The following is a 25,080-nucleotide window of genomic DNA, read 5'->3' as shown; positions in this document are numbered from 1 at the left end:
CAAATGCAAAAACCACCATCAACTGAGGGAATTTTTTCAACTTCATCAAAAACACTGTTAATAGGAGTTAAAAAATAGCTATGGCAACCAATCATTTATTAGAGATTAAACAATACGGTCAAAGTATTTGGATGGATAATTTGAGCCGTGACATTATTCAATCAGGGGAACTCGAAAACTTGGTAAAAAATCAAGGAATCTCTGGTATTACCTCCAATCCTGCCATCTTTGAAAAAGCAATTACTGGTAATGCCATTTATGATGCTGATATTGAAGCTGGAATTCGTGAGGGTTTACCAATATACAAAATCTATGAATCTCTAATTTTTGCAGATATCCGCAATGCTTGTGATATTTTGCGTCCTGTTTATGAAGCCACGAATGGTCTTGATGGTTATGTGAGTATAGAAGTTCCACCAACTATAGCTCATGATACCCAAGCAACAATAGCTGAAGCTCGTCGCTATTTCCAAGAGATTGGGCGAAAAAATGTGATGATTAAAATTCCTGGAACCCAGGCGGGTTTACCCGCAATAGAACAAGCAATATCCGAAGGAATTAACATCAACGTGACACTGTTGTTTGCAGTCCAAAGTTATATTAATGCAGCTTGGGCGTATATTCGTGGCTTAGAAAAACGGGTGAATGAAGGTAGGGATATTAGCCAAATTGTCTCTGTAGCCAGCTTTTTCTTGAGTCGGATTGATAGCAATATCGACAGTAAGATAGATGCTAAATTACAGCGAGGCGTTGACGACATTAACCAAGAAGCGTTACTGCGAGCGGTAAGAGGGAAAATAGCGATCGCCAACGCCAAGATAGCTTACCAAGAATACAAAAAAATCACCAGCACCGATGCGTGGCAGGAAATATCAGCAAAAGGCGCAAAAGTCCAGCGGTTACTGTGGGCCAGCACCAGCACCAAAGACCCCAGTTACAGCGATGTCATGTATGTCGATCAACTAATTGGCAAAGACACAGTGAACACCTTACCACCAGCCACCATCAAAGCTTGTGCTGATCATTGTCATGTAAGCGATCGCCTGGAAACAGGCACCTTAGAAGCTTACACCCTCATAGAAAGCTTGAAAGAACCGGACATAAACATTGATATCAATACCGTCATGGACGAACTACTCGCCGAAGGTATTGACAAGTTTGTCCAGCCCTTCCAGTCACTCATGAACTCTTTAGAAGGCAAAGTCAAGCTATTGTCACCAGTATAGAGAAGAGAGCAGGGGGAGCAGGGGAAGCGGGGGGAGCAGGGGAGGAGAGAAAGGATAACCTAATTATCTTTTGCCTCTTCCCTGTCACCTGTCACCTGTCACCTGTCACCTTTCCCTAAATCCAAAATCCAAAATCCAAAATCCAAAATTCTATGGTCAGTCTGCTAGAAAACCCCTTGCGCGTTGGCCTCCAACAACAAGGGATGCCCGAACCCCAAATTATAGTTATTTTTGGCGCTTCCGGAGATTTAACCTGGCGCAAACTCGTTCCCGCACTCTTCAAATTACGGAGAGAAAGACGCATTCCTCCAGAAACCACCATTGTGGGTGTAGCTCGACGAGAATGGAGTCATGACTACTTCCGTGAACAAATGCAGAAAGGCATGGAAGAAGCTCATAGTAATGTCGAGCTAGGAGAACTCTGGCAAGACTTTTCTCAAGGTCTGTTCTACTGTCCTGGGAACATAGATGATCCCGAAAGCTACCAAAAACTGAAAACCTTATTATCCGAATTAGACGAAAAACGGGGAACACGGGGAAACCGGATGTTCTACCTCTCCGTCGCGCCCAACTTCTTCCCCGAAGCCATCAAACAGCTAGGAGCAGGGGGGATGCTAGACGACCCAGATAAACATCGGTTGGTAATCGAAAAACCCTTTGGACGTGACCTAGCCTCCGCCCAAAACCTCAACCAAGTAGTGCAGAAATATTGCAAAGAAAACCAAGTTTATCGGATTGACCACTACTTAGGTAAAGAAACCGTCCAAAACCTGTTAGTTTTCCGCTTTGCCAACGCCATTTTTGAACCTTTATGGAATCGGCAATTTGTTGATCACGTCCAAATTACCGTTGCAGAAACAGTAGGAGTTGAAGACCGGGCTGGTTATTATGAAAGCGCCGGCGCACTGCGGGATATGTTGCAAAACCACCTCATGCAACTTTACTGCTTAACAGCAATGGAAGCACCCAACGCCATGGATGCTGACAGTATCCGCACAGAAAAAGTCAAAGTATTACAAGCAACTCGTTTAGCTGACGTGAATAATCTTTCACGTTCCGCAGTTCGGGGACAATATAGCGCCGGTTGGATGAAAGGACAACAAGTTCCAGGCTATCGAGAAGAACCAGGCGTTAACCCCAACTCCACCACACCAACCTTTGTGGGGATGAAATTTATCGTTGATAACTGGCGTTGGCAAGGAGTCCCCTTCTACCTGCGGACAGGAAAGCGGATGCCAAAAAAAGTTAGTGAAATCGCTATTCACTTCCGGGAAGTCCCTTCCAGAATGTTCCCCTCCGCTGCCCAACAAAAAAATGCTAACGTCTTGGCACTGCGGATACAACCCAATGAAGGAATTTCCCTGCGGTTTGATGTAAAAATGCCCGGTGGTGATTTCCGCACCCGTTCCGTTGATATGGATTTTACTTATGGTTCTTTTGGCATCGAAGCCACATCCGATGCTTACGATCGCCTCTTCCTCGATTGTATGATGGGCGACCAAACATTATTCACACGGGCAGACGAAGTAGAAGCCGCTTGGCAGGTAGTCACACCAGCCCTTTCTGTTTGGGATGCACCCGCAGATCCCACTACCATTCCTGAGTACGAAGCAGGTACATGGGAACCTGCCGAAGCAGAATTATTAATTAACCAAGACGGTCGCCGCTGGCGCAGACTCTAAATATTTGGGCATTGGGCATTATAGGTAATAAATTCTGACCAATTACCAATTACCAATCACCAATGATCACCAATTACCAATTACCAATTACCAATCTAAACTAGACTATGGTTTCCCAAGCGCCTACGATTTATTCACTGCAAGCCCCCAAGGATGTTTCGCTCACAGAAATAGAAGCGGAACTTACTCAAATTTGGCAAAGTTACGGCTTAACCGGCGAAGATGGGGCGCTACCTGCTGCTACCCGCGCCACAACATTTACTTTAGTGGTTTACGAACCAGAAGAAACCCAGTATTTGTTAACTGCAACCGGATTTTACAACGGTCCAATTGATGGAATTTTAGGGCCACAAACTCAATCAGCTTTGCGGGAAGTACAGAAAAAACATCATCTCCCAGAAACTGGTAGTGCTACACCAGAAACTCTCACCGCCTTACGGGAAGAATATTTCAAAAAGCAACACAGTGGACCAAAAGGCGATAGTCACGGCGCTGCTATGGGCTATACCTTCAGTGCTACAAGTCCGACTATTGCTGATGAAATTGCCCTGCGTAATCCTTGCCGGATTATTGCCTTATGTCCCATTGCTGGAGAAGATGAAGGGGTAAAAGCACAAGTTTCAGCTTATTGTCCCATTCAAAAACAGTCCTCCACAACTCTTATATGTTGTGAATATATTACTCTAACTGGCACTACAGCCGCATTGGAACGTATTGGGGGAATGATACCCGCTTTGTTAATAGGTGGCTTGCCTAAATTCCTCTGGTGGAAAGCAACTCCAGATGCTCATAATCCTCTCTTCAAACGGTTAGCAGCAGTCTGCAATAATGTGATTGTAGATTCCTGTAACTTCAATACTCCAGAAGATGATTTATTAACCTTGCAAGATTTGGTAGATACAGGAGTACCTTTAGCTGATTTAAACTGGCGGCGTTTATCTGCATGGCAAGAGTTGACAGCAGAAGCTTATGATCCACCAAATCGTCGTTCTAGTTTGAAAGACATTGACCGAGTAACTATTGATTACGAAAAAGGCAATCCTTCCCAAGCGTTGCTGTTTTTGGGTTGGTTAGCAAGTCGTTTGCAATGGCAACCCGTCTACTATGCTAAGGAAAGTGGTGATTATGATATCACTACCATTCGCTTTTTAGGTCTAGACCAACGACAAATAGAAGCCGAATTAGCAGGTGTACCAATTGCTGATATTGGTGAAATTGTGGGTGATTTGATTGCTTTGCGTTTGAGTTCTACCAATCCTCAAGCAAATTGTGGAACAGTGATTTGCTCAGAAACTGGTGGTTGTATGCGGATGGAAACTCACGGTGGCGCTCAGTCTGCTGGTTTGTTTCAACAAGTAAGTTCTCTTTCGGAACAAAAAGCTGAGGCATTATTGAGTCAACAGGTACAACGCTGGGGTCGTGAGGCACTATTTGAGGAAAGTTTGGCGATAATTGGCAAAACTTTGAAGTTGGGAAATTAAGATTTTTCCCTATCTAAATGCACAAATCCCCGACTTGTGAAAAAGATCGGGGATTCTTTTTACGCTAAAGTTACAAAAGAAGTGCATCTAGTAGGAGTAAAAACATGAAAGCAGTCTTGATGACAGCAGCAGGAAACCCGGAAGTTCTGCAATTACAAGAAGTCCCCAAACCCACACCGGGAAATACAGAAATTTTAGTTCGTTTAGTGGCCGCTGGAATTAACCCCATTGATACCAAATTGCGGAAACGTGGGACATTTTACCCCGAACAAATGCCGGCTATTTTAGGATGCGATGGTGCAGGTATTGTAGAAGCTGTTGGTGGTGAAGTTACAAAATTTTGCCCTGGAGATGAAGTATATTTTTGCTATGGTGGTTTAGGCGCACATCAAGGTAATTACGCCGAATATACAACCGTTGATGAAAAATTTGTCGCTTCTAAACCTAAATCTATTTCTTTCGCTGAAGCCGCAGCAGCACCCCTAGTTTTAATAACTGCTTGGGAAGCATTATATGAACGGGGAAAACTGGAACCAGGAGAAAAAGTTTTAGTTCATGCTGGTGCTGGTGGTGTTGGTCATGTCGCCATCCAATTAGCTAAACTTAAAGGTGCAGAAGTAGCCACTACTATTAGCACTCAAGAAAAAGCAAATTTTGTTAATCAATTAGGTGCTGATAAAATAATTTTTTACAAACAAACTGATTTTATTCAAGCTACTTTAGACTGGACAAATGGGGAAGGTGTTGATTTAGCTTTTGATACTATTGGGGGAGCAATTTTTGATCAAACTTTTTCCTCAGTGCGCGTTTATGGTGATATTGTCACTATTCTTGAACCGGATGCTAATACTGTTTGGAAAGTTGCCAGAACTAAAAATCTTCGCATTGGTTTAGAATTAATGTTGACACCAATGCTGTTAGGAAATATAGAAGGTCTACAGCATCATGGTGAAATTCTTCAACAATGTGCTACTTGGATAGATGAAGGTAAATTAAAAATCCACGTTAGTCATACATTTCCTTTACAAGAAGCTGCAAATGCTCATCAATTGCTGGAGAATGGTAGTATAACAGGAAAAATAGTTTTACTAATTAGTGATGTTTTTTAAACGCAGAGGTACACGGAGGTTTAACGCGGAGGTTCGCAGAGTTTCTCTTTGTTACTTTGCGTTACTCTGCGTTTTACTATTTTTTCCTCTCCCTGCTTTTGCAGCACAAGCTGAACGCACTCCTTTAACTCTGGAATTGTTACAAGAACGTATTAAAAATCCTACGCTACGGGAAGGGAGTTTAACTATTGATTTGCGGGAAATGGTGATTGATTTACGTCCTGAGAATAGTGTTTTTCGGGATGATTTCTACCAATTATTACGAAAGGAATTACAAAAAACTGGTGCAAAACCTTTGGGTTTAGATTTGAGTTATTCTTTGATTCAGGGTGATTTTATTGGTAGTGATTTGGGTTTAAGGACTCCTCTTTATGCACAAGCTATAGCGCCAATTTTTACGACTACTGAACAAGAACAACTAGAACGTCTACGTTTGGTATGTTTGCAATCACTATCAATAGCTTTTCCTGATTCTAAGGATTGTAAATTGCTTTTAGGAACTCTATCAAATACTTCTAGCGAAATTGCTGTTTTTCGTGGTGCTTTGACTTTCGTGGAAACTAGGTTTAATGGTGAAGTGCTGTTTCCACATACTTTTTTTCTTCAATCTATAAATTCTCAAGGTGCAAGCTTTCTGAAAACTACTAACTGGAATGAAGTCAGATTTGGACGTTCTGTTAAATTTGACGGTGCTACTTTTGTGCAACCTAGTAATTTTCAAGGAAGCATTTTTTTTGAAAAAGCTAATTTCAAAAAAGCTAAATTCCAAGAATTGGTGGATTTTCAAGGTAGTTTTTTTATTGAAAGTTCTAATTTTAATAAAGCTATATTTAAACAAACTTCTAAATTTAATAATTCTTTATGGCAAGGAGAAGCCGATTTTTCTGGTGTTAGTTTTGCAAATCCAGTGCAGTTTAATAAGGCTAAGTTTAATCAGGTGGTTTCTTTTACAGAAGCTATTTTTCAAAAGGATATTATTTTTCGAGAAACTCAGTTTAATCAATCTGTAGATTTTCATGATACGAGTATTCTCAATCAAGCTGATTTTAGCGATGCGTTGTTTGTTAAGGGAGCATTTTTAAATGTATCTGGTTTAAATTTTAATTCTAACCAAGCCAAAATTTTAGGAAATCCTGGGGAAATTGGTAATAAATTTTTTGTTCCCAAATTGCAAGGAAATCAAAATATTTTACGTAATCTGGCGCAAAATTTCCGTCAACAGCAACAAGTTGGTGATGCAAATCAATTAGAATATATAAAACAGCGATTGAGATTAATAGAATTAAGTCAATTTTTGGTGGCTACAAATATTAATCACGCTTCTATTTCTAGGTTAATTAATTTGGGTTTTTCACCTACTCAAGCGCAAGCTATTAAGGAACAGCGAGAGTTAAAATTATTTCGTAATAGTAATGAGTTATTAAGTTTAGCGGATATTGATTTAGACACATATCAAAAAGTGCGCGATCGCTTGGTTGCAATTGACCCCTTATCCATTGGTGGGTGGTTGATTCACGCTATAAATTGGTTGTTGTTAAGTGTATTATTGTTGTTGAGTGGTTATGGAACAAATTTCTGGTTGGTTTTTGGTGTGGGGGGAGTTGCGATCGCTTATTTTGGATTACTATTTTGGTTAATAGACCGTTACCGTCGTTTGCGTCCTGTAGCAATAATCCCCACATTTTACGAAACTATTTCTATTTTTACTAGTTTTAGCTGTTTAATATCCTTAAGTCTATTAGCCATATTCCGTAATACTGAACAACCTTGGCTAACTTTAGGATGTCTATTTCTCATTATTGTTCCTGTTCCCTTAACTTTATTAAGCCGACTTTATCAACAAGGACGTTACCACGATTTAATGAATATCTCTTACTTCACAGAAGATGGAACATTACGACAATTAAGATTGTTAATTGGACGTTTACCAGTCATCCCCAGAAATCCGACTTTTAGAGAAAGATATATGCCTTTATTATTAGATAAACGCTGGAATTGGCTCAATTACTATGATTTTAGTCTCAATAATTTAGTGCGATTAGGATTCAATGATATCCGACTACGGGATGAACATTTACCAGGAATTATCGCTGCACTGGCTTGGTATCAGTGGAGTTTAGGATTACTTTATATTACCCTGGTTTTATGGACTCTCTCACGCACAATTCCCGGATTAAATTTACTGATTTATTTGAAATAAACTACCATCTAAAATAGTTCCTGGGCAATGATATTAACGCTATTTGTACCTTCATTAAAAACAAGATCCACCACAGACATAGACGGCATAAACTCTCCGTGCAATTGTCGGTAGCTCGGATGTACATATTCCTGGTAGGTTAATGTAATATCGGACTGCTCGTACAATTCTGGATCATTGTATTTCCGCGCACCTTGACCAGAAAGATAAGTGTCGGCTCCAAAATGCTTGCAGAGATTGATGATCCGCTCATTGCTCATGCCGAGGTTAGCATCCACCTCCGATTCAACGACGATCTTCGTTGTGATCCCAAACAGATTGATGAAGTACATGATCAGGGCTGTATTTAAGGCAGCCAAGTTGTCGTATTGTTTTTCCAACAAGGCGAAAATGGCTGGGGAAAATTCATCAAAAAATTCTGCTTTGCGGTAATTCTCCTGAAGGTTGCGAATGTGTTTTTGCTGCCAGGATTGTTCGTAATCGATAGTGGCACTATTATAAAAACGGATGCCTTCGGCTGCCTTTTTAAGAGGGACTGTGAGCAGGATCTCGTTGGCGTTGATGCCTTTAATCTGATTGCGATTGGCAACGCTGCGACCACGCGGCACTTGCACATCGTCGAGGATTACAAAAATATCAGATTTCATGATCTTGTTGAAATAGCCCAGCCAGGGCAGGTAATTCGGTTGATGGACGGAGAGGATTATTTGACTTTTCATGGTAATAGTCCGAACAGTTTTTCGAGAAACAAATGGTGGATATAGACAATATACTATGATGATAAATCGGCGTAAACTTATAAGTTTAAAGAACCTAATCTGCTGGCTCCAGATTCCTTAAAAAGGCTATATCAAGCCATTAAGAAGGAAGATAAATCAAAGCCATTTAACGTTATTTTGAGTCCTTATGAAGTTCGGATGTATGAAATTGGATAGTATTTTTTAATGTGGTTGATATTTTGATAGCCTAGTCAAAGTAGTATTTACTAAAAAAGAGGACTGTCAATAAGAAGATATATTATCAATAATACATTGAGATTATTAATAATAAATAGTTTAAAAACAAAGTCTCCTACAAGGGTTTTTTAGCGTATTGATTACAGGATAAAGGTTTCGGATTCTAAACTACCTTTTCATTGAAACGCTTGTGTATACTTAATTTTGGCAAAAGTGGCAAAATTTATCTAGGGGTTGGTGAAAAAGTTGTCTGTGAGGGAACAGGAAACAGGGAACAGTTTCAGCTATCTGGATATCCTCAATTTCCCATATCCGACAAGAAAAAATGCAACTGTTTTGAGACACCATAAGCCAAAACCTTGCACTTTTTTGTTTTAAAAATCCGCAAAACTCTTATTAATAAATGGTTTTATCTTTATTCAGCAAGCCCTATCTAGGCTCTTATGTTGGCAAAGGTATTAGACCAATAAAAGTTCATGCAAAATCTGTACTGGTGGTGTTGGGTAGCCATGAATTATCTTATTGTTTGATAGGCTCAGATAGTTTGATTAGTACCTGCCATGCTTGTTTCTGTAGAAAAGGCAATTTGAATAAGAATCTATCCAGAAATTCCAGCGCACCCAAAACTAGTTTAAATCCTGGCAACCCTACAAGTAAACTGGCTGCAAGCGCAGTTAAATAATAATACTTAATATCTACTTTTTTGAAGCACCGCTTCATCAGAGTCAAATCTCTCTCCAATAGCGGATGTTCATCTTCAGAACGAATTTCCGGCGTTAAACAACGAAATAAATTAATCAATATATTGTGACCAAGTGGTTCAACAAATATTGCCGTACCTTGAGGGCTAAGAACATACACTATTGAATCCATAGCTTTCCCCAGATCAAGATGATGTAAAATTCCAGAACCACATAGTAAATCTATGGAAGATTCATTAAATGTAAGTTCTTCTGCATTCATAACTGCAAAGGAAAGGTTTGTGCCTATTCCTTCTGATTTTGCCTGAGTCATTGCCTTTTCTATGGCTACTTCAGAAATATCAATCCCTGTAACTAACTTCGCACCATTTTGAGCAAGAAAGAATGCATAGCCTCCTGGTCCACAGCCATATTCAAGAATTCTTGCATCTTTAGAATTTATCAGCAAGAATTTTTTATATTCATGCTTAATGCTTTGAGCAACACTGTAAAATCGGCTAACTTTCTTTTCTCGAACAGAATCGTCGGCGAAACGCTTGTCGTGAAATTCTTGTTCACGCCGGATTCTATAAATTTCTTGTTCTGCTTGTTCCTGTGACATGATAAATAATAATTAAGTAGGTTGGCGTTAAAAATTGTCGTTATGGCAAGGCAAAAGGCAAGAGTCAAAAGGGAAGAGATTTTGATCGCTTTTACTTTTTGTTACATAATTTTTGTCACGTCGTTATACTTATCCTTATATGAATAAATTACCAACCTTCCACTCTGAGTATCTTGCATCGGAATAATTGATAGGCGTATCCAGAAAAATGAGCAATAGGCATTGTGAGTAAGGTAACTCCGCAGAAAAACCAGCGACTCAGAAAAGATGGTAGTTCATTGTTATTTCCTCGCCAAATTTCTGACGTAAAAGTATTACGGAACTTCCAGTTTATTCGCAAGCTTTCCAGGAAGACGAATAGTACACCAAACAAAATGATTTCTATGACAGGCAGCCCAAAATTTGGAAACAGCAAATCTATTAAAAGCATTATAATTGTACTAGATATTGCCAGAAATGGTAGTTTACCCCTCAGTTGTAATCGATTTGAGTGCTTGGTCGTTGTTAGGTAGCGACCTCTGCCATATTTAAAGTATTGAATCCACAGTGATTTCCAGGTTTTTCTAGGGTAGTACCAGACGCGAATTTTTGAACTGATGTAGATAGCTTTTTCACTTTTATTGAGTAATTTCTGATTTAACTCTGCATCTTGGTTGGTAATTTGTGTGGTATCAAATCCTCCCACATCTAGTAATGCTTGTCTCCAAAAGCATCCTATATAAACTGTTTCTGCATAGCCATCGTAGTTAGGGTCACGATATTTTGCACCACCACTACCTAAAATACTTTTGGAAGCAAGGGTAACTCCAGATTGAAATGGAGTTTTCCCTACAAAGCGTTGCGCTCCTCCGACGTTGAGGGCTTTTGATTCTAGTAAAGCTTCTACACATTTTTCTATATAGTCTGGTGCGTAGTCTGAATGAGCATCGGCTCTAAGAAAGATATTTCCATTGCATTCTTTAAGGATTAAGTTTAGACCTGCTGATTGGATTTTTTGAGGATTGTGAATGAGTTTAACTCGTGAGTCTTCTACTGAAAGAGTTTCTATTATTTTGTCAGTCCCATCACTACTTCCACCATCAGCTATAAATATTTCGATTAAGTTTGGATATTTAGTTGATAAAAAGTCTCTGATGACTCTTTCTATATTCGCTGCTTCATTGTAAGTGGGGATTGCTAGAGTTACAGAAGGATAACTGCTTACATTTTTTTCAGTTGTTGTAGCTGATAAAGTCAATTTAGACTTTTCAGAGTGTAGAGTTTGTGTTTCATCCATATCTTAAATATCCTCATTATCTATTTTTTAACTTCCGGTTCGCCCATTTGTTAATGATTTAGGAAAAATAGGCATCAATTAAGTGTACCGAACGACATAGCCCCAAATTTGTTGTTCAAACATATTCTTCCCAGGTTCAAATCAATTACAAAGTCACTTAGCAGATTAGAAGACTGAGGTGAACACTAGCTTCTTAAATTCATCCCAAAAATAATAAATATGGGGTAAAAGTTTATGGGATATCTAAAAAAAACGACTTGTATAATGCTGACTATTAAGATTCCATTATAAGTAATTGAATTACAATCTTGAGATCGCCCCAAACTGCGAAAACATTTTACACTATAAAAAATCAGGAACAAGTAACTCAAGAAACTAGGGATTCCAAAATCTTGAATTAGTCCGAGAAAGTTATGTATATAAGTACCACTGTCTCTATAGTAATTTCTCTCCACGTAGTTTCCAGTAATAGGATTATTGTATATGTCTTTGATGCCTAGTTCATATAAATGGGATCTACCTTCTAAAGAAGATGAGTGGCCTTCTGATATAAGCTCAAGGTTCCTATTCGATAATAGAAAATCATAATTAATACTAAAAAAGGTTAACGATAAAACTACTAGTGATAACGATAAAAGAGATACATAAATGAACTTAATTGGATTCAACCGACTGAATAAATAATACAGAATATATAGCGAAAATATAAGAAATGAGGTAAGCGATGCTCTAGAGCCGTTAAGAAATAGAATGATAATAGATATGATTAACAAAGAAATTGGTAAATAGAGATTTTTTTTGCTTTCTCGAATTATATCTTGAGAAATTAGCTGCTTTAAATTTGACTTTTTCTTTGAGTTGAGAACCTTAGATATTAGTATCATTGATACGAGACAAAAAGTGTCACCAATATATAGATAAACACCAGCAAAACTATTTTTGATCCCATCTTCCATTCCATATATAGCTTGAATATATGCAGGATCTACTTTGGAAATTACAAGTAGTGAGGTTAATAGCCATGCAATAAAAATGAGACCTGAGAAAAATTGACTATCAGATATTTTGACAAAGTTTATACCTAAGACTAATGAAAATGAACAATAGGAAAGAGATATTATATCACTGGTTGCCTGTGGGATAGGGTGATAGTCATTAATGGCATTGACTAAAATTAACAAAGTCCATACAAAAAATATGGATACTAGTAATAACTGAAAATTAGTTCTTCTAGACCTCGCCTTTACTAAAAAAGAGATGAAGAGGATTACACATGCAAGTAGACATATAACATAATAGTAATTTCTAAATATACCTATTGCTGCATTTTCAGAAATGTAATAAACGGGCAATAATAGTATAAAAAATAGCACGATTAGCGTATTCAAGAAAAAATAAATATGTTTAATTCTCATGGGTTACTTTTTACTATTACCTGAAGATTTTTCTGCTTCATTATGCTTTCATAATGTTAATTAATATAGGAGTAGCCCTTTCAAGGTGACTAGCGAAGATACGTTGTTTCAGTGCTATCGTCCTGACATCTTCGCTCAGATATTGGGCTTTTTGAAGGTTGAGATAAACCGTTTTCGTTCCAAATTTCACCACCTTGAAAGGGCTAGTCATATAAGATAGGAATCATGCTTGATTTTTGCTACGTATACTGAGAACTGAACATTTGTACGGTAAGCTCTTAGCTTATTTGATTTTTGAAAAATCAAATACTAGTATCTGAAGGCAGAAGACATAAAAGCTTATTTTAGAGGCTTTTTGTCTATGAAGGAATGGTTGGTTTATTTACGCCGTTGTGTACTAGTCCCATAGTTGATATTTTATTGCGATATAATCGCTTCATATAGACCTAATAGTCTATTAGATTCTCTTTCCCAATTGTACTCTTCGAGTATGGCTTTTTGCCCTCTTTTTCCCATTGCCATTGCTTCATCTGGATGTTCTAAAATCCAGAGGATTGCATCAGCCACATCTTGGGGATTATAGGGATCGACTAATAGCCCACACTGATACTTGTTAACAATACTAGCCCACAGAGGAAAATTTGAAGCAATGATCGGTATACCAGCAGACATATACTCAAACATTTTGGTGGAAAGTGATCTTATATAGTTGGGGATAGGATGATCAATTATGAGTCCAACTCTAGCTTTATTCATTAGTTCCATCACCTCATCTCGGTTAATGACACCATGATAGTGAGTATGTTTCCAGCCAGATGTCGTTACCAATTGATCCATTAAGTTTGAGGGATCATACTTTCCAGCTACATGAAATTTTACTTTGAGAGATTCAGGTAATAAATCAATTGTAGAGAGCATTTCAAAAATCCCTTGCATTTTGGTCAAACCACCTGTGTAAACAACTATTGGATCTCGTTCAAGATAAGGTAAAATATCTGATTCCTTAGAATGCTTAGGTAAAAAAGGATGGTTGTGTACAACTACTTTGTTATCGTGTACGAAATTATTAGCAATATCAGGAGTTGCTGTTACTATTGCTTGAACATAATTACTAAACCTTTTTTCAACTCTTCCTGCAATCTGTGCAGTTGCTTTCCTAAGTGAAGTAGGAATCCATTCCTTGCTCAATACTTGTAATGGCATATCTTCATGTACGTCATATATAAGACTTACATGTTGAGCAAACATTTTTTTCCAGATAATAGTCAATGGGAGTAATTCTGGATCGTGGAAGTGCCAAATATCACCAGGCATTTGCTTCAATAATTCCATTAGATTTAGCCATACCTTACCTCGCTGGCGACGTTTATCTATCGATAATAGAGGAACATAGGTAATATTATATTGCCGAGCCATTATTGAGGCATCAGGATGTTCCTGAGCAAATAATTTCACCTGATATCCTGCCCTTGCTAAGGAGGCTGCTTGCTTGTGAAAAATACGGATATCCACTGCTCGATGCACGCTAGTTAGTATGTTAATTTCAACTCTTTTATGATCCATGATTAAACATCCATAGTTGTTATTGATTATTAGTAGATAATATTTGTATACAAATTTTTGTATTTTGTTTTAAATAATTGATCATTATGCCATAAAGATACAAAAATACCATTGAACAATTTACAACGATTTTTTAAAAGATTTATTTTTTGAGTAGCATCGGCACAAGAAAGATTCATATATTTAGACAGTAATAAACTAGCGTCCATCAAAATAAGGGGATACTCTTTTAATTTCAGATGTTGACGTGTAATCAAATTAAAAGTTGAATATTCATAACACACACCTGCTCTAAAGCCACTGTGTTCCGCAAAATAAACTGAAGAATCATAGACTAAACTAGCATCTTCCCAATGCTGCCAAGAATCAGTAGCTTTCCAACGCAAATAATGTTGACGACCACCAATGGGCAGTTCTATATTTAGCCTTTCCTGAAGAACGCTGCGTAATGTTTTAGCCTCTAATATCAGTTTCTCAGGATTGAGATACGTATCATAACTAGGATGCAAACCAACCTCATGACCGCGTGAAATAATTTTTTTGATTAAGCCGCAAATCCTTGAGTCACTAATATCATAGCGCGGGTCAGACGGACTATACCCAGCAATGAAATAAAAGGCACTCTTCACACCAATTTCTTCACTATGATCCATTAACCAATCAAATGTATCCAGTCGATCGTAATAGGGTAAACGTAGACTTGCCATACAACCATTAATAGCTAAAGAAGTTACTAGCTTCAGATCATGGCGAACAAGAAAATCACCACCTAATCTCCTTATCCATTGTTTGATAGTGAAGGGATGCAATTCAAAAGGTTTATCTACATCGCAGGTTAACTTCAACTGAAACTGTCTATTTTTACGTTCAAGTTGAGTCCAGAGATGTTTGAGACAAGCCCAGAGTATTTCCAAATATTCATTGATAATAGGACGATCTAAGAATCCTTCCTGATAGGCTAAGGATGCGGTGGCAGGAAAGCGATCAACATGATTGCGTTCTGGTTTTATAACTTCCTCATAACGGGTTAGCATAAAGAAGGCAGAGCCAAATATATCAAGTCCCAAATAAATTTCTAATTCCGACTGGCGGAAAAAATCGGGATTGCCTGGGTCATTACCATAGATGACAGGGATATGCGGCTCAACAGTTGTAACCCTCAACGGTGTGCTGGCTAGATCCCAAATTTTTAAGGGTTGTTGGGGTAAGGAAACAGGCTGTAACCACTGCTGCAATGGTGTATTAAAAAGCCCATCTACAATGAACAACTGGCGATGATCATCCTGTGTAATGAGTACCTCTTTTCTGTTGGCTACCTGAATTTGGATGTCTAACCCTAAAAACTCTTTCATGAGGACTGAAAGGATATAACGTCTTTCTGGCTCATAGGTATTTGGAATCTGAATCGTTAATGCCATAACATTATGCGGGTTTTACCAGTGCTTTAAATATGTCTCGTCCAGCCATGAGTGGCTTCATTCCCCGACTCATGTGAGTCACTTGAAAGTAGGGAATTTGTTTGGCTCCAAAGTCTCGGAAAAAGATTTCAATCGGCTCAATCATCGACCCCTCAAAATCAAATTTCTTCGTAACTGTGGAGGCAAACTGAATTGCTTCCCACATAAGTAGAGTCATAGCACCGCTATTGCGGAGAATTGAATTACCCCCACCCATTAGGTAATAGGCAGAGTAATCATCCCAGATTAGATAAAGGGCTGCATGGATGCGTTCTTGATTGTCTTCTGCAAAAAAAATCCGCCGTGCTTGATGTTTCAGACAAGCAGCATCTATACTGCGAACCATTTCTCGACTGTAGGGTAGTGATCGTCCCTGTCGTTGAAACGTCATCGTGTTGATGTCGAGAAATTTTTCGATATCTAAATCCGTGCGGACAACAACTTCTTTTTCAGCCTTACGAATGACTCTACGAGTATTGGACTGAAAATTATTCCAGACCTGATCTAAATCAGTTAAATCTTCAATAACGTAAGTATAACGAGTAGTTTGGGTGAACCCATGCCAGTAAAAAGGTAGCCAGTTGGTAATTGAATAATGGAAATTTTGCTGGAAAAAGTCATAGGGAGGAAGTTGCTCAATCAGTGAGGTAAATATCTCTTTCTGTTGAGCCAGTTGGGTTGCATATTTTCCAGTTAGTGGAGCCAGCCAAGGACCCAGAGTTTGGGTTAAACGAGGCATGGTGATTATGTTGAATAGAAATGCTTTTCTTTTGATATAGTATGGAATTGCTCCTACTATTTGTTCGTTTTTTTCAACAAGTGCAACATCCCAATCACAATTATTTTCTCCACAAACTGCATCCAACCACCAATCCATAGAAAATACAGGAATGCTGATTTCTTCTTTACATAATTGCCGATACTTCTGCTTGTTAATGCTCATTTATATTCCAAACAACTTTTCCCGGATTTCTCACAACATTTCTCAAAGCCTTATAAAACCTAGATTTTTACGTCTCGTGTGATCGCAAATCTTTGCCCGCTAAAACGTCTGAAACATAGTCTGGATAAAGCCTATGTTGAATGCGACCGCATTTCTCACAAGCCATGCGGGTTTTATTTACCGTGATTCGCTCAGAAGAAATTCTACTTTTATTCATCATTAAAATTGATCTTACCAAGATATTCTAATGATAAAAATGAATTAATATTTTCTATGCCAGAATATTGCTTATTAAATATTTTCTTCGGTAGACAACCATACCAACAGAGTGAATGGTGATCATACGGTGAATAAAATTTCAATTCCATTTTTTTTATGATAAACATCAAGAGACTATTTGACTTAATATATGGTTTGAAAATGTCCATTATGCTTAGTGTCGTAAATTGTTTATCTACATTTAACATTGTTAAGTATAACCGTTGTATATAAACACCAAACAGTTTTCGATTCACTCGATATTGAAGTGGAACATTACTCCAAAAGTCTATAAACTCTAAATCAAAGAAAGGTAACCACCAATCATATTCCCAGAATTCATATACCCGAACTGAGTTAACAACAAACTTTGCTTGCCTTTCTTTCATATCCCATGATTCAAAAGCACTAGCAATATCTGGGAATTGCTGGAGATCGTCCAAGCTAGTTAAAATCTTTTTTCGTATTGCAGCAGCAAACTGATTGTAACTGTCTCCCCAACTTCTTAGCCTGTAGTGATATTTAATTATGGCTGCTACTAAATCGTCAGACGAAATTTGTTTTTGTTCTGATTGATATAGATGAGGCATACTTGTACTCCTGCTTCCTTCTAATAAATCAGCACTATGTCCTGGTATAAAGATACTATTTTCGGGAATAACACATTTCTGTTTTAGTTCCCAAATTGCAGGCCAGTCTTGTAGATGGAACGAACTGCTTAAGGTGTCTGATATTTGATAGTGAGTCTTTCTTTCATGGGAATGGAACCAGCGATACCAGGCATCCCTACTATAGGGGACAAACTCCCACCGTAAATTTAGATTTTCAGCTACTTCTTGGCTAGTTTTTGACTCTTTATTGCCGGGTTTGCCATAGCTGAATGTAATGATATTGTCATAGCCTATACGTTTTAACATCAACGCAACAAGTCTGGAGTCTAATCCACCACTTAGTGGAATCACAAGAGTCCGCCCTTGAGCTAGGTTAACCAATCGCTGAAATACATTATTAAGAACCTCGTCAAGCTGTTCCAATAATTCTGATTCTTTTACCGTATCAGAGTATTTATGGTGATACTGAAAATAAGTTTTTTTGCTTAATTGCAAGCCCATAGCAGAGTTTTTGACAAATAAACACTCACCTGCTTGAAGCTGCTTAACTTGAGGATAAAGAGTATCTGAACCAGTTACATAGCCAGTCAATAAAAACTCAGTTTCAGCAAGGGGATCGTGTTCTTTATCACCAACTTTTTCTTGCACCCATTTAGCATCATCACTTAAATAAAAGTTATCATTTTCTACGCCATAAAAAAGTGGAATACTACGAACTCTATCAACAGCAGCATAGCACTGCTCTGATTGATGGTGAACAACAGCAAAAAAACTATTTATTTTTTTTATTGCAGCGATCCATTCATCTTCCGTCTTTGCATCTCTAAGATGATCAAAAACTTCCTGTTCCTGTTGTAGTTGTTGATTTGCAAATGCTGCACTGCGAAAAAACATTTTCTTATCATATTGTAACCATTCAAAACGAGGAGAAAAATGAAGATTAATCTTATTTGTCATTTTATTTGTTGTTGAAGTTTGCATGAATTTATCTATCTTATTTTTATTCATAAAATTTACCTATTTTTTTATAATTTGTCAACATCAAAAACAACGTAATTAACAGCTATATCTCTTATTTGGAATGCTTTTTACTTGTACATAGTGTAAGTCATAAATAGCATAATTTTTCTTATCTTTTGAAGCTTAATATAAATTTCAGTTTACTTTTTATATCTCTACCAAAACAAAAAAAATAGTAAGTGATGACACTAAAGATATATAAGCCAACAATAAACAATGAACTCAAATCAAATACCCATTTAGCTAAAACAATTATAATTAAAAATGGCAAGCCAAATACAAGCTTTTTAGTCAAAAAAATTGTAATTCTCTTTGCTGACAATCCTGCATTTGATATCAACCATAGAATCATCCAAAGCCACGCTATCACTCCTGTCACCGAGAAGAGAATTAGGGTAAAGCGAGCATTGCCAAACAAACCACCTATAAAAAGAGATAACCAGCGTGAAATCAGCAGGAAAATGTTAAAAAACAATTCAATTTCTTGTCTTTCTAATACCTCAATCAGAGTTTGGACAGGAGAGCCAATAAATACTAAGAAAATCCATAAAGCAAGTATCTGTGCGTAGACACCAGCCTCTGTCCAGTTTTTCCCCAAAAAAACAGTAAATATGTCATCACCAACTAACATGAGCGCAAGAAAAGGAAAAATCCCCAAAATTAAGAGATATTGAAGACTTACCTCAAATACTTCAACCAGATTGCCTTCTGATTTTGCTTTGGCTGCACGCTGAAAAAAAACTTGAGAAAAGGTTGCACCGATTATGCTCATTGGCAAGCCAAGCAATCGATGACTTAGGGCATAATAACCCACAACAGTAGAGGGGAAAAAATTAGACAACATTAATACTGGTAGTTGGACGGAAATAGTATTAAATAAGGCAGACCAAATACCATAAATCGGAAACTTAGAATATCGTCTAAGTCCAGCGAGCATTCTGTTCCAGTTAATACTGGTTCTCAGAAATTTCCCATCATCATGCCAGATTTGTCCTCCTAGTATGAGTGTAGACATAGCCGAACCCACCACACTAGCAACAATTAGAGTTCCTCCAGTCGCATAACCTATATAGCCAGATCCCAATTGTGTCCCTGTTGTAGTAACTGACTGGCATACTCGTGCTACAGATAAACGACCAAAGTACTTGGTTCTAGAGTTCCAATAATTGAGAGCCTGAGCCATTCCACTGAAGAATACCATCGCTGGAACCAACCAAAGGAAACGACTTAATTTAGGGGCTTTCAACAGTTCTAGTATGACTGATTGTCCAAGCCAAACAATTGGAATGGTTAAGACACTAATTAAAACGACAAATACTAAACTCAGCCCCAGTAGATTAGCAGCCTCCTCATCAGTCTCCGGTAACATGATTGCCAATTCATAACGGAAACAAATAATCACACCAATGATACTGGTGACAGACAAAAAGAGAGCAAGTATACCAAATGCCTCAGGTCCGTATAAACGAGTCAGAAATGGTGAAGCAATAATGGTCAGGACTTGTGCAAATAATGTTCCTGAAACTAGTTTTAAAACATCATCAGCAAAGCTAGTTTTCTTGGCACTTCTAGAGGATGAGTTTGCATTATTCATCTGGAAAGTGCCTGTTTAATAATTTTTACTACTTGCTCAACTGTTGATTGATGCAACTCTACCCAAATTGGTAAACTCAATACCTCTTGTGCCAACTTGTCGCTCACTGGGTTTACCGGATATTTACCTTGATAAACTGGCAATTGGTCTTGCGGTATTGGATAATAAATCATCGTGCTAATATCCTGCGAGGCCAGATATTGCTGTACTTGCTCGCGTTTCCCATCAGTCACGCGAATCGTATACTGGTGGAATACATGACCATCAGCCAATTTAGGCGTAATTATCCCTGGCACATCTACCAGTAATTCGTTATAAATTTCTGCTACTTTGCGCCTACCATCATTCCAAGCATCAATATGAGGTAATTTCACCCTTAAAATTGCCGCTTGCAGGGTATCTAGACGAGAGTTATAACCAAGCATTTCGTTGTGATACTTTTTCTTGGCTCCATGCACCCGTAAAGCTTTAGCTAACTCTGCCACTTGGTCATTGTTGGTAGCAATCAAACCGCCATCACCATAAGCTCCCAAGTTTTTGGATGGGAAAAATGAAAAAGCACCAACATCACCTATTGTACCAGTAAATTTACTGTTAATATCAGAGCTTTTTTCATAAAAACGCGCACCAAAAGATTGGGCGCAGTCTTCAATCACCTTTAGTCCATACTCCTGGGCAATATCCATAATTTGCCCCATAGCCGCCGGACAACCATAAAGGTGAACGGGCATAATTGCCTTAGTACGTGGTGTAATTTTGGCTTTAATTTCTTCTGGATTAATGTTAAAGCTTTTTGGATTAATATCAGCAAATACTGGCTTTGCCCCCACATTCCCAATTGATTCTGCGGTAGCGAAAAAAGAAAAGGGAGTAGTAATTACCTCATCTCCTTCACCAATACCCAAGGCTTTCAAACCAATTACTAAGGCATCAGTTCCAGAGTTGACACCAATGGCGTGTTTAACTCCTAGATATTGGGCTACTTCTTGCTCAAATAGCTTCACATCTGGTCCCATGATAAATGCACCTGATTCCAGCACACGATTTATGGCTACTTGAATATCTGCCCTGATGCTTTCATATTGGGGTTTTAAATCTAGTACAGGAATTTTCATAGAGTTCTACATAGCTCCTAAGACTGCTTTGGTACAATAGAGTGTTGTTAGTTTTCTGGCTTGATTACTCAACACATCAAAAATTGAAATTCTTACGCAACTAGCTTTCCGATATTTACAGCAGTTTGGTTTGCTCTTATACCTTCAACATATTTTTGATATGGTTTACAGTTGCTCGCTATATGCTGTTGAAAAAGCTCTATGCGGTAATCCACAAATTCAGTGAGTATATTGATAGAATTTGTCTGATTAGTTACCCACCAAATAGGATGAATTAGTAATTGAATGGAGCGACTTTCTAAAAATTCTTGAGAATCTAGCGGATGACCATATCGGAATTCGCCATGAGAATCTGAAAAATACTTAATGTCTTGGAAATATATGGGCTGGTAAGTATGCCTGATTCCGTCTATGAAGTCATTATTTCCTAGAAAATATTCGATGGGTCTGTGGATACTAATACAATTAACCTTGACGTTGAACAACTGCTCAAAAATATTACGCTCCCACTGAAAACCCTGAAAAAAGTCTTCATAAATAGTCGGATCAAAATGAATACTTATTTGATGACCTCGTTCTTTCAAAGATTGAATAATTTCTACATTCTCAGGAAGTAGTAAATTATACGATTTTGACCTGATCATGAAAAAATAAGTTGCCTTAACACCTAAACTGTCCTCTAAACAAGACATTTCGTGAGCCAGGGAAATGTCAAAGTCGATATCATGCCGCAGTAATAGTTGTTTTTTTGTAGTTATGGATTCAGAAAATTTACTAAAATTGTACCCCTTTTCAATAAACCTCTGTAATAGCTGTTCATATTTTTTTAATTTTTCAAACATTGTTGCTCCTTTATGTATGAAATATTAGTTGAAAAATGCAGCCATCGTTATATTTCCGTTGATTCATTAACATGATTAAGAAATTTAAAAATGTAGATTTTCTTTTTTATAAATCCGCTATTTGTTCAACTATTTATAGCTTAAAAACTACTGATTTTATCTGATAAAATTGGTGTTCTAGTTCAAATGAGTTTTATTACTTCTTGATCAGAGACTTGCTGATACTTCGCACCGATGGAGTCGATCGCATAACCATGTTCATCAAATTCCAGAACATCGCCATAGGCACTCATCCAACCAATGATTTGTGCAGGAACTCCTGCAACCATTGCATAAGCTGGAACATCCTTGATCACAACAGCACCAGCAGCAACAAATGCACATTCATACAACGTCACGCCACACACAATAGTTGCATTTGCCCCAATACTTGCGCCTCGCTTGACCAATGTTTTTTGATAATGGTCGCTGGTATTGCGGGGATACTCACAACGCGGGGTTTTGATGTTGGTAAACACCATACTGGGTCCGCAGAAGACGTAATCTTCCAGAATTACCCCCTCATAAAGAGAAACATTATTCTGAATTTTGCAACTATCCCCAATGACCACATTGTTGGCAACAAAGACATTTTGTCCAAAGGAGCATTTGCGTCCTATCTTCGCTTTCCCACAGACGTGGGAAAAGTGCCAAATCTTTGTATCTTCACCAATTTCAGCCCCTTCATCCACGTAAGCTGATTCGTGAATAAAATAGTTAACCATGTAGTGCCTCCTGAGCCTTCTCTAAAATCTCCACCACCGCTACACCATTCCAGCCATCGGAACGGGGTGTTTCACGAGTTTGCAAACATTGCAGAAAATGTTGACACTCTATTTTTAGGGGTTCTGATGCAGCTATATCGACAACTGAACTGCCCTGGTCTCGATTATTTAGCTGCTCATCAACTCCCTTGTCATACACTGTGACTTGTTGAGCTATTTCGTCATATACCAGCATTTGTCGCTCAGTAATGACTGTTGTACTACGTTGCAACAGAGGCCAATACCAGGAAGTGTGTAGATGAGCAGTTTGACCACCCTGAAATCTGATGTCTGCATGGACATTATCCTCAATTTTTGGCTGTAACATTGCCTGTCCATGAGCTTGTACTCGTTCCACTTGAGGATTGCCCAACAAATCTAGCACTATGGAAACATCGTGGGGTGCAAATGACCACCAGACATTTTCTTCTTGCCTCACTTTACCCAATTTGGCTCTTTGGGTAGCTACATGGAGTACCTTGCCGGCTTTACCACTGGCTAAATAGTCTCGCATCCAAGTAATTGCAGGTTGATAAAGCAATAAATGCCCCACCATTAATATCTGGGAATGCTTATCGGCATACTCTGCAAGCTTTCGAGCTTCTTCTGTTTGCAGAGTCATGGGTTTTTCGATAAATACGTCTTTCCCTGCTTCCAAAGCCGCCATTGCAAATTGATAATGGGTCGGGGCTGGAGTAGCAAAGACAATTGCTGGTATATCACTTGCCAATGCTTGTTGTAAATCTGCATAGATAACAACATCAGGATATCTAGCTTGTGCTTTGCTTCTGAGGTCAGGGTTAATCTCTGCAATTCCTGCTAAAGCTTCTAAGGCATAGAAGTTCTGAATCAGGTTCTGACCCCAATTGCCTGCACCAACTACAATAACTTGTTTCATAGTAGTGTCACCTTTTCTTGGGCGCAATTTAAGTGTCGAGTTACTCCCCGTGTATCCAGGACAGTCTGAGCTTTCTGCACCAAGTGAATGTAATCAATTTGGCTATGGTCGGTGATGATAATAACTAATTCAGGAATAGCCAGGGTATCCTCAGTTAATGGTATCGAGAAAAGTTTCTGACCATTTATTGTAATTTCCGGTACAAAAGGATCGTGATAACCAATATCCACCCCGTCTTGTAATAATTTGTTAATTATGGTGATAGCTGGGGATTCTCGCCAGTCTCCTAAATCCTTCTTGTAAGCAACGCCAATTACTAGTACCTTTGCTTTTGTTGGTGCTATACCCAAGCTATTCAAAATGCGCCAGGTTTTTTCCCGGACAAATTCCGGCATCCGGCGATTAATTTCTCCTGCTAAAGCAATAAAGTGGGTTTCAAAGTTAAATTCCTTGGCTTTCCATTCCAAATAATGTGGGTCTATGGGAATGCAATGTCCGCCCACACCTGGGCCTGGGTAAAAAGGCATGATGCCAAAAGGTTTAGTATTAGCTGCATCTAACACTTCCCAGACATTTAAACTCATGCGATCGCATAACAAGGTTAATTCATTCACCAAAGCAATATTCACGGCTCTAAATGTATTTTCAAAAACCTTTACTAGTTCAGCAGCTTTAGCACTATTGACTGTGACAACTTTCTCTATGGTTTGCTCATAAAATAACCTCGCAACAGCTAGAGAATTTGGGTCAGAAGCACCCACTATTTTATTAGTATTTTTAGTGGTATATCGCTGATTACCAGGGTCTACTCTTTCGGGAGAATGAGCTAGAAAAAAGTCTTCTCCTTGCTTTAAACCAGTTTGCTCTAAGACTGGACGGATGACATCATCTGTAGTGCCTGGATAAGTAGTTGATTCTAAGGTGATCAACTGCCCTTTTCTTAATCCTTTGGCAATTCCCTGAGTAACAGTTTCTACATAACTTAAATCAGGAGTAAGATTTTTGCTTAATGGTGTGGGGACACAAATTACCAATACATCCATTTCTGATACTTGGTCAAAATTAGTAGTAGCTTGTAATTTTCCATCAGTTACTACTTTCTTGAGATCATCATCGTTAATATCACTAATGTAATTATCCGCACGATTGACTTTTTCTGCTCTGACAGGATTTTGTTCTATACCAATTACTTGAAATCCTACCTTGGCTTTTTCTACTGCAAAAGGTAAACCAACATAACCTAAGCCAATCACCCCGACAATGGCAGTACGGTTAATAATCTTTTCTTCAAGAGTAATTAAAGCTGTTGAGATATTAGACATAATTAAT

At 38.2% G+C, this 25,080-nt stretch carries 19 protein-coding genes; 5 read left to right on the top strand and 14 right to left on the bottom strand.

The genetic code is table 11. The features are described from left to right. Nucleotides 1-80 precede the first annotated feature (80 nt). The 5 genes from tal to ACLLO5_RS13820 all read left to right on the top strand — a co-directional run bounded on the left by tal (nucleotide 81) and on the right by ACLLO5_RS13820 (nucleotide 7,698). A complete protein-coding gene (gene tal, locus ACLLO5_RS13840; RefSeq protein WP_413171097.1) occupies nucleotides 81-1,226 on the top strand; it encodes a transaldolase in 1,146 nt (381 codons plus the stop codon). A 152-nt stretch (nucleotides 1,227-1,378) separates the two neighbouring features. Beyond that, nucleotides 1,379-2,908 (top strand): glucose-6-phosphate dehydrogenase, encoded by a 1,530-nt coding sequence (gene zwf, locus ACLLO5_RS13835; RefSeq protein WP_413171096.1) that lies wholly within the window; start codon nucleotides 1,379-1,381, stop codon nucleotides 2,906-2,908. A gap of 107 nt (nucleotides 2,909-3,015) precedes the next feature. Further along, nucleotides 3,016-4,389, top strand: coding sequence for a glucose-6-phosphate dehydrogenase assembly protein OpcA (gene opcA / locus ACLLO5_RS13830; RefSeq protein WP_413171095.1), 1,374 nt, complete (start codon nucleotides 3,016-3,018; stop codon nucleotides 4,387-4,389). Nucleotides 4,390-4,493: 104 nt separating this feature from the next. Beyond that, a complete protein-coding gene (locus tag ACLLO5_RS13825; protein WP_413171094.1) occupies nucleotides 4,494-5,498 on the top strand; it encodes a zinc-dependent alcohol dehydrogenase family protein in 1,005 nt (334 codons plus the stop codon). Further along, entirely contained in the window at nucleotides 5,488-7,698 is a 2,211-nt protein-coding gene (locus ACLLO5_RS13820) for a pentapeptide repeat-containing protein (RefSeq protein ID WP_413171093.1), read from the top strand. Before ACLLO5_RS13825 ends, ACLLO5_RS13820 begins: the two co-directional genes overlap by 11 nt. A gap of 8 nt (nucleotides 7,699-7,706) precedes the next feature. On the opposite strand, the gene ACLLO5_RS13815 is transcribed toward ACLLO5_RS13820, so the two are convergent. The 14 genes from ACLLO5_RS13815 to ACLLO5_RS13750 all read right to left on the bottom strand — a co-directional run bounded on the left by ACLLO5_RS13815 (nucleotide 7,707) and on the right by ACLLO5_RS13750 (nucleotide 25,073). Further along, nucleotides 7,707-8,417: a WbqC family protein gene (locus tag ACLLO5_RS13815; RefSeq protein ID WP_413171092.1), complete on the bottom strand. Its 711-nt coding sequence runs from the start codon at nucleotides 8,415-8,417 to the stop codon at nucleotides 7,707-7,709. A 756-nt stretch (nucleotides 8,418-9,173) separates the two neighbouring features. Continuing rightward, nucleotides 9,174-9,956, bottom strand: coding sequence for a class I SAM-dependent methyltransferase (locus tag ACLLO5_RS13810; protein ID WP_413171091.1), 783 nt, complete (start codon nucleotides 9,954-9,956; stop codon nucleotides 9,174-9,176). 148 nt (nucleotides 9,957-10,104) lie between these two features. Further along, on the bottom strand, nucleotides 10,105-11,232 hold the full coding sequence (locus tag ACLLO5_RS13805; protein ID WP_413171090.1) for a glycosyltransferase family 2 protein: 1,128 nt from the start codon (nucleotides 11,230-11,232) through the stop codon (nucleotides 10,105-10,107). A 185-nt stretch (nucleotides 11,233-11,417) separates the two neighbouring features. Further along, nucleotides 11,418-12,116: an O-antigen ligase family protein gene (locus tag ACLLO5_RS13800; protein ID WP_413176087.1), complete on the bottom strand. Its 699-nt coding sequence runs from the start codon at nucleotides 12,114-12,116 to the stop codon at nucleotides 11,418-11,420. A 948-nt stretch (nucleotides 12,117-13,064) separates the two neighbouring features. Further along, nucleotides 13,065-14,210: a glycosyltransferase family 4 protein gene (locus ACLLO5_RS13795; RefSeq protein WP_413171089.1), complete on the bottom strand. Its 1,146-nt coding sequence runs from the start codon at nucleotides 14,208-14,210 to the stop codon at nucleotides 13,065-13,067. Nucleotides 14,211-14,239: 29 nt separating this feature from the next. After that, nucleotides 14,240-15,628 carry a polysaccharide deacetylase family protein gene (locus ACLLO5_RS13790; protein ID WP_413171088.1) on the bottom strand — a complete coding sequence of 463 codons (1,389 nt, stop codon included), beginning with the start codon at nucleotides 15,626-15,628 and terminating at the stop codon, nucleotides 14,240-14,242. A gap of 4 nt (nucleotides 15,629-15,632) precedes the next feature. Beyond that, a complete protein-coding gene (locus tag ACLLO5_RS13785; RefSeq protein ID WP_413171087.1) occupies nucleotides 15,633-16,610 on the bottom strand; it encodes a GNAT family N-acetyltransferase in 978 nt (325 codons plus the stop codon). A 209-nt stretch (nucleotides 16,611-16,819) separates the two neighbouring features. Next, entirely contained in the window at nucleotides 16,820-18,487 is a 1,668-nt protein-coding gene (locus ACLLO5_RS13780) for an asparagine synthase-related protein (RefSeq protein ID WP_413171086.1), read from the bottom strand. Between the two features lie 121 nt (nucleotides 18,488-18,608). Continuing rightward, nucleotides 18,609-20,093 carry a lipopolysaccharide biosynthesis protein gene (locus ACLLO5_RS13775; protein ID WP_413171085.1) on the bottom strand — a complete coding sequence of 495 codons (1,485 nt, stop codon included), beginning with the start codon at nucleotides 20,091-20,093 and terminating at the stop codon, nucleotides 18,609-18,611. Further along, nucleotides 20,090-21,208, bottom strand: coding sequence for a DegT/DnrJ/EryC1/StrS family aminotransferase (locus ACLLO5_RS13770; protein WP_413171084.1), 1,119 nt, complete (start codon nucleotides 21,206-21,208; stop codon nucleotides 20,090-20,092). Before ACLLO5_RS13770 ends, ACLLO5_RS13775 begins: the two co-directional genes overlap by 4 nt. A gap of 92 nt (nucleotides 21,209-21,300) precedes the next feature. Further along, nucleotides 21,301-22,050, bottom strand: a complete 750-nt coding sequence (locus ACLLO5_RS13765) for a hypothetical protein (RefSeq protein WP_413171083.1) — start codon at nucleotides 22,048-22,050, stop codon at nucleotides 21,301-21,303. A 182-nt stretch (nucleotides 22,051-22,232) separates the two neighbouring features. After that, nucleotides 22,233-22,814: an acyltransferase gene (locus ACLLO5_RS13760; protein ID WP_413171082.1), complete on the bottom strand. Its 582-nt coding sequence runs from the start codon at nucleotides 22,812-22,814 to the stop codon at nucleotides 22,233-22,235. Then, nucleotides 22,807-23,751 (bottom strand): Gfo/Idh/MocA family protein, encoded by a 945-nt coding sequence (locus tag ACLLO5_RS13755; protein ID WP_413171081.1) that lies wholly within the window; start codon nucleotides 23,749-23,751, stop codon nucleotides 22,807-22,809. The genes ACLLO5_RS13760 and ACLLO5_RS13755 overlap by 8 nt, the downstream gene beginning before the upstream one ends. Next, complete coding sequence (locus ACLLO5_RS13750; RefSeq protein ID WP_413171080.1) at nucleotides 23,748-25,073, bottom strand: nucleotide sugar dehydrogenase; 1,326 nt, start codon at nucleotides 25,071-25,073, stop codon at nucleotides 23,748-23,750. Before ACLLO5_RS13750 ends, ACLLO5_RS13755 begins: the two co-directional genes overlap by 4 nt. Nucleotides 25,074-25,080 lie beyond the last annotated feature (7 nt).

It is taken from the genome of Anabaena azotica SJ-1 (assembly GCF_047275885.1).
Lineage (GTDB): Bacteria > Cyanobacteriota > Cyanobacteriia > Cyanobacteriales > Nostocaceae > Trichormus_B > Trichormus_B azotica_A.
This window is presented reverse-complemented; position numbering and strand designations above follow the sequence as displayed.

Coding starts and splice junctions, on each gene's coding strand:
- tal (WP_413171097.1), top strand. CDS start 81: ATGGCAACCAATCATTTATTAGAGATTAAACAATACGGTCAAAGTATT.
- zwf (WP_413171096.1), top strand. CDS start 1,379: ATGGTCAGTCTGCTAGAAAACCCCTTGCGCGTTGGCCTCCAACAACAA.
- opcA (WP_413171095.1), top strand. CDS start 3,016: ATGGTTTCCCAAGCGCCTACGATTTATTCACTGCAAGCCCCCAAGGAT.
- ACLLO5_RS13825 (WP_413171094.1), top strand. CDS start 4,494: ATGAAAGCAGTCTTGATGACAGCAGCAGGAAACCCGGAAGTTCTGCAA.
- ACLLO5_RS13820 (WP_413171093.1), top strand. CDS start 5,488: ATGTTTTTTAAACGCAGAGGTACACGGAGGTTTAACGCGGAGGTTCGC.
- ACLLO5_RS13815 (WP_413171092.1), bottom strand. CDS start 8,417: ATGAAAAGTCAAATAATCCTCTCCGTCCATCAACCGAATTACCTGCCC.
- ACLLO5_RS13810 (WP_413171091.1), bottom strand. CDS start 9,956: ATGTCACAGGAACAAGCAGAACAAGAAATTTATAGAATCCGGCGTGAA.
- ACLLO5_RS13805 (WP_413171090.1), bottom strand. CDS start 11,232: ATGGATGAAACACAAACTCTACACTCTGAAAAGTCTAAATTGACTTTA.
- ACLLO5_RS13800 (WP_413176087.1), bottom strand. CDS start 12,116: ATGATACTAATATCTAAGGTTCTCAACTCAAAGAAAAAGTCAAATTTA.
- ACLLO5_RS13795 (WP_413171089.1), bottom strand. CDS start 14,210: ATGGATCATAAAAGAGTTGAAATTAACATACTAACTAGCGTGCATCGA.
- ACLLO5_RS13790 (WP_413171088.1), bottom strand. CDS start 15,628: ATGGCATTAACGATTCAGATTCCAAATACCTATGAGCCAGAAAGACGT.
- ACLLO5_RS13785 (WP_413171087.1), bottom strand. CDS start 16,610: ATGAGCATTAACAAGCAGAAGTATCGGCAATTATGTAAAGAAGAAATC.
- ACLLO5_RS13780 (WP_413171086.1), bottom strand. CDS start 18,487: ATGAATAAAAATAAGATAGATAAATTCATGCAAACTTCAACAACAAAT.
- ACLLO5_RS13775 (WP_413171085.1), bottom strand. CDS start 20,093: ATGAATAATGCAAACTCATCCTCTAGAAGTGCCAAGAAAACTAGCTTT.
- ACLLO5_RS13770 (WP_413171084.1), bottom strand. CDS start 21,208: ATGAAAATTCCTGTACTAGATTTAAAACCCCAATATGAAAGCATCAGG.
- ACLLO5_RS13765 (WP_413171083.1), bottom strand. CDS start 22,050: ATGTTTGAAAAATTAAAAAAATATGAACAGCTATTACAGAGGTTTATT.
- ACLLO5_RS13760 (WP_413171082.1), bottom strand. CDS start 22,814: ATGGTTAACTATTTTATTCACGAATCAGCTTACGTGGATGAAGGGGCT.
- ACLLO5_RS13755 (WP_413171081.1), bottom strand. CDS start 23,751: ATGAAACAAGTTATTGTAGTTGGTGCAGGCAATTGGGGTCAGAACCTG.
- ACLLO5_RS13750 (WP_413171080.1), bottom strand. CDS start 25,073: ATGTCTAATATCTCAACAGCTTTAATTACTCTTGAAGAAAAGATTATT.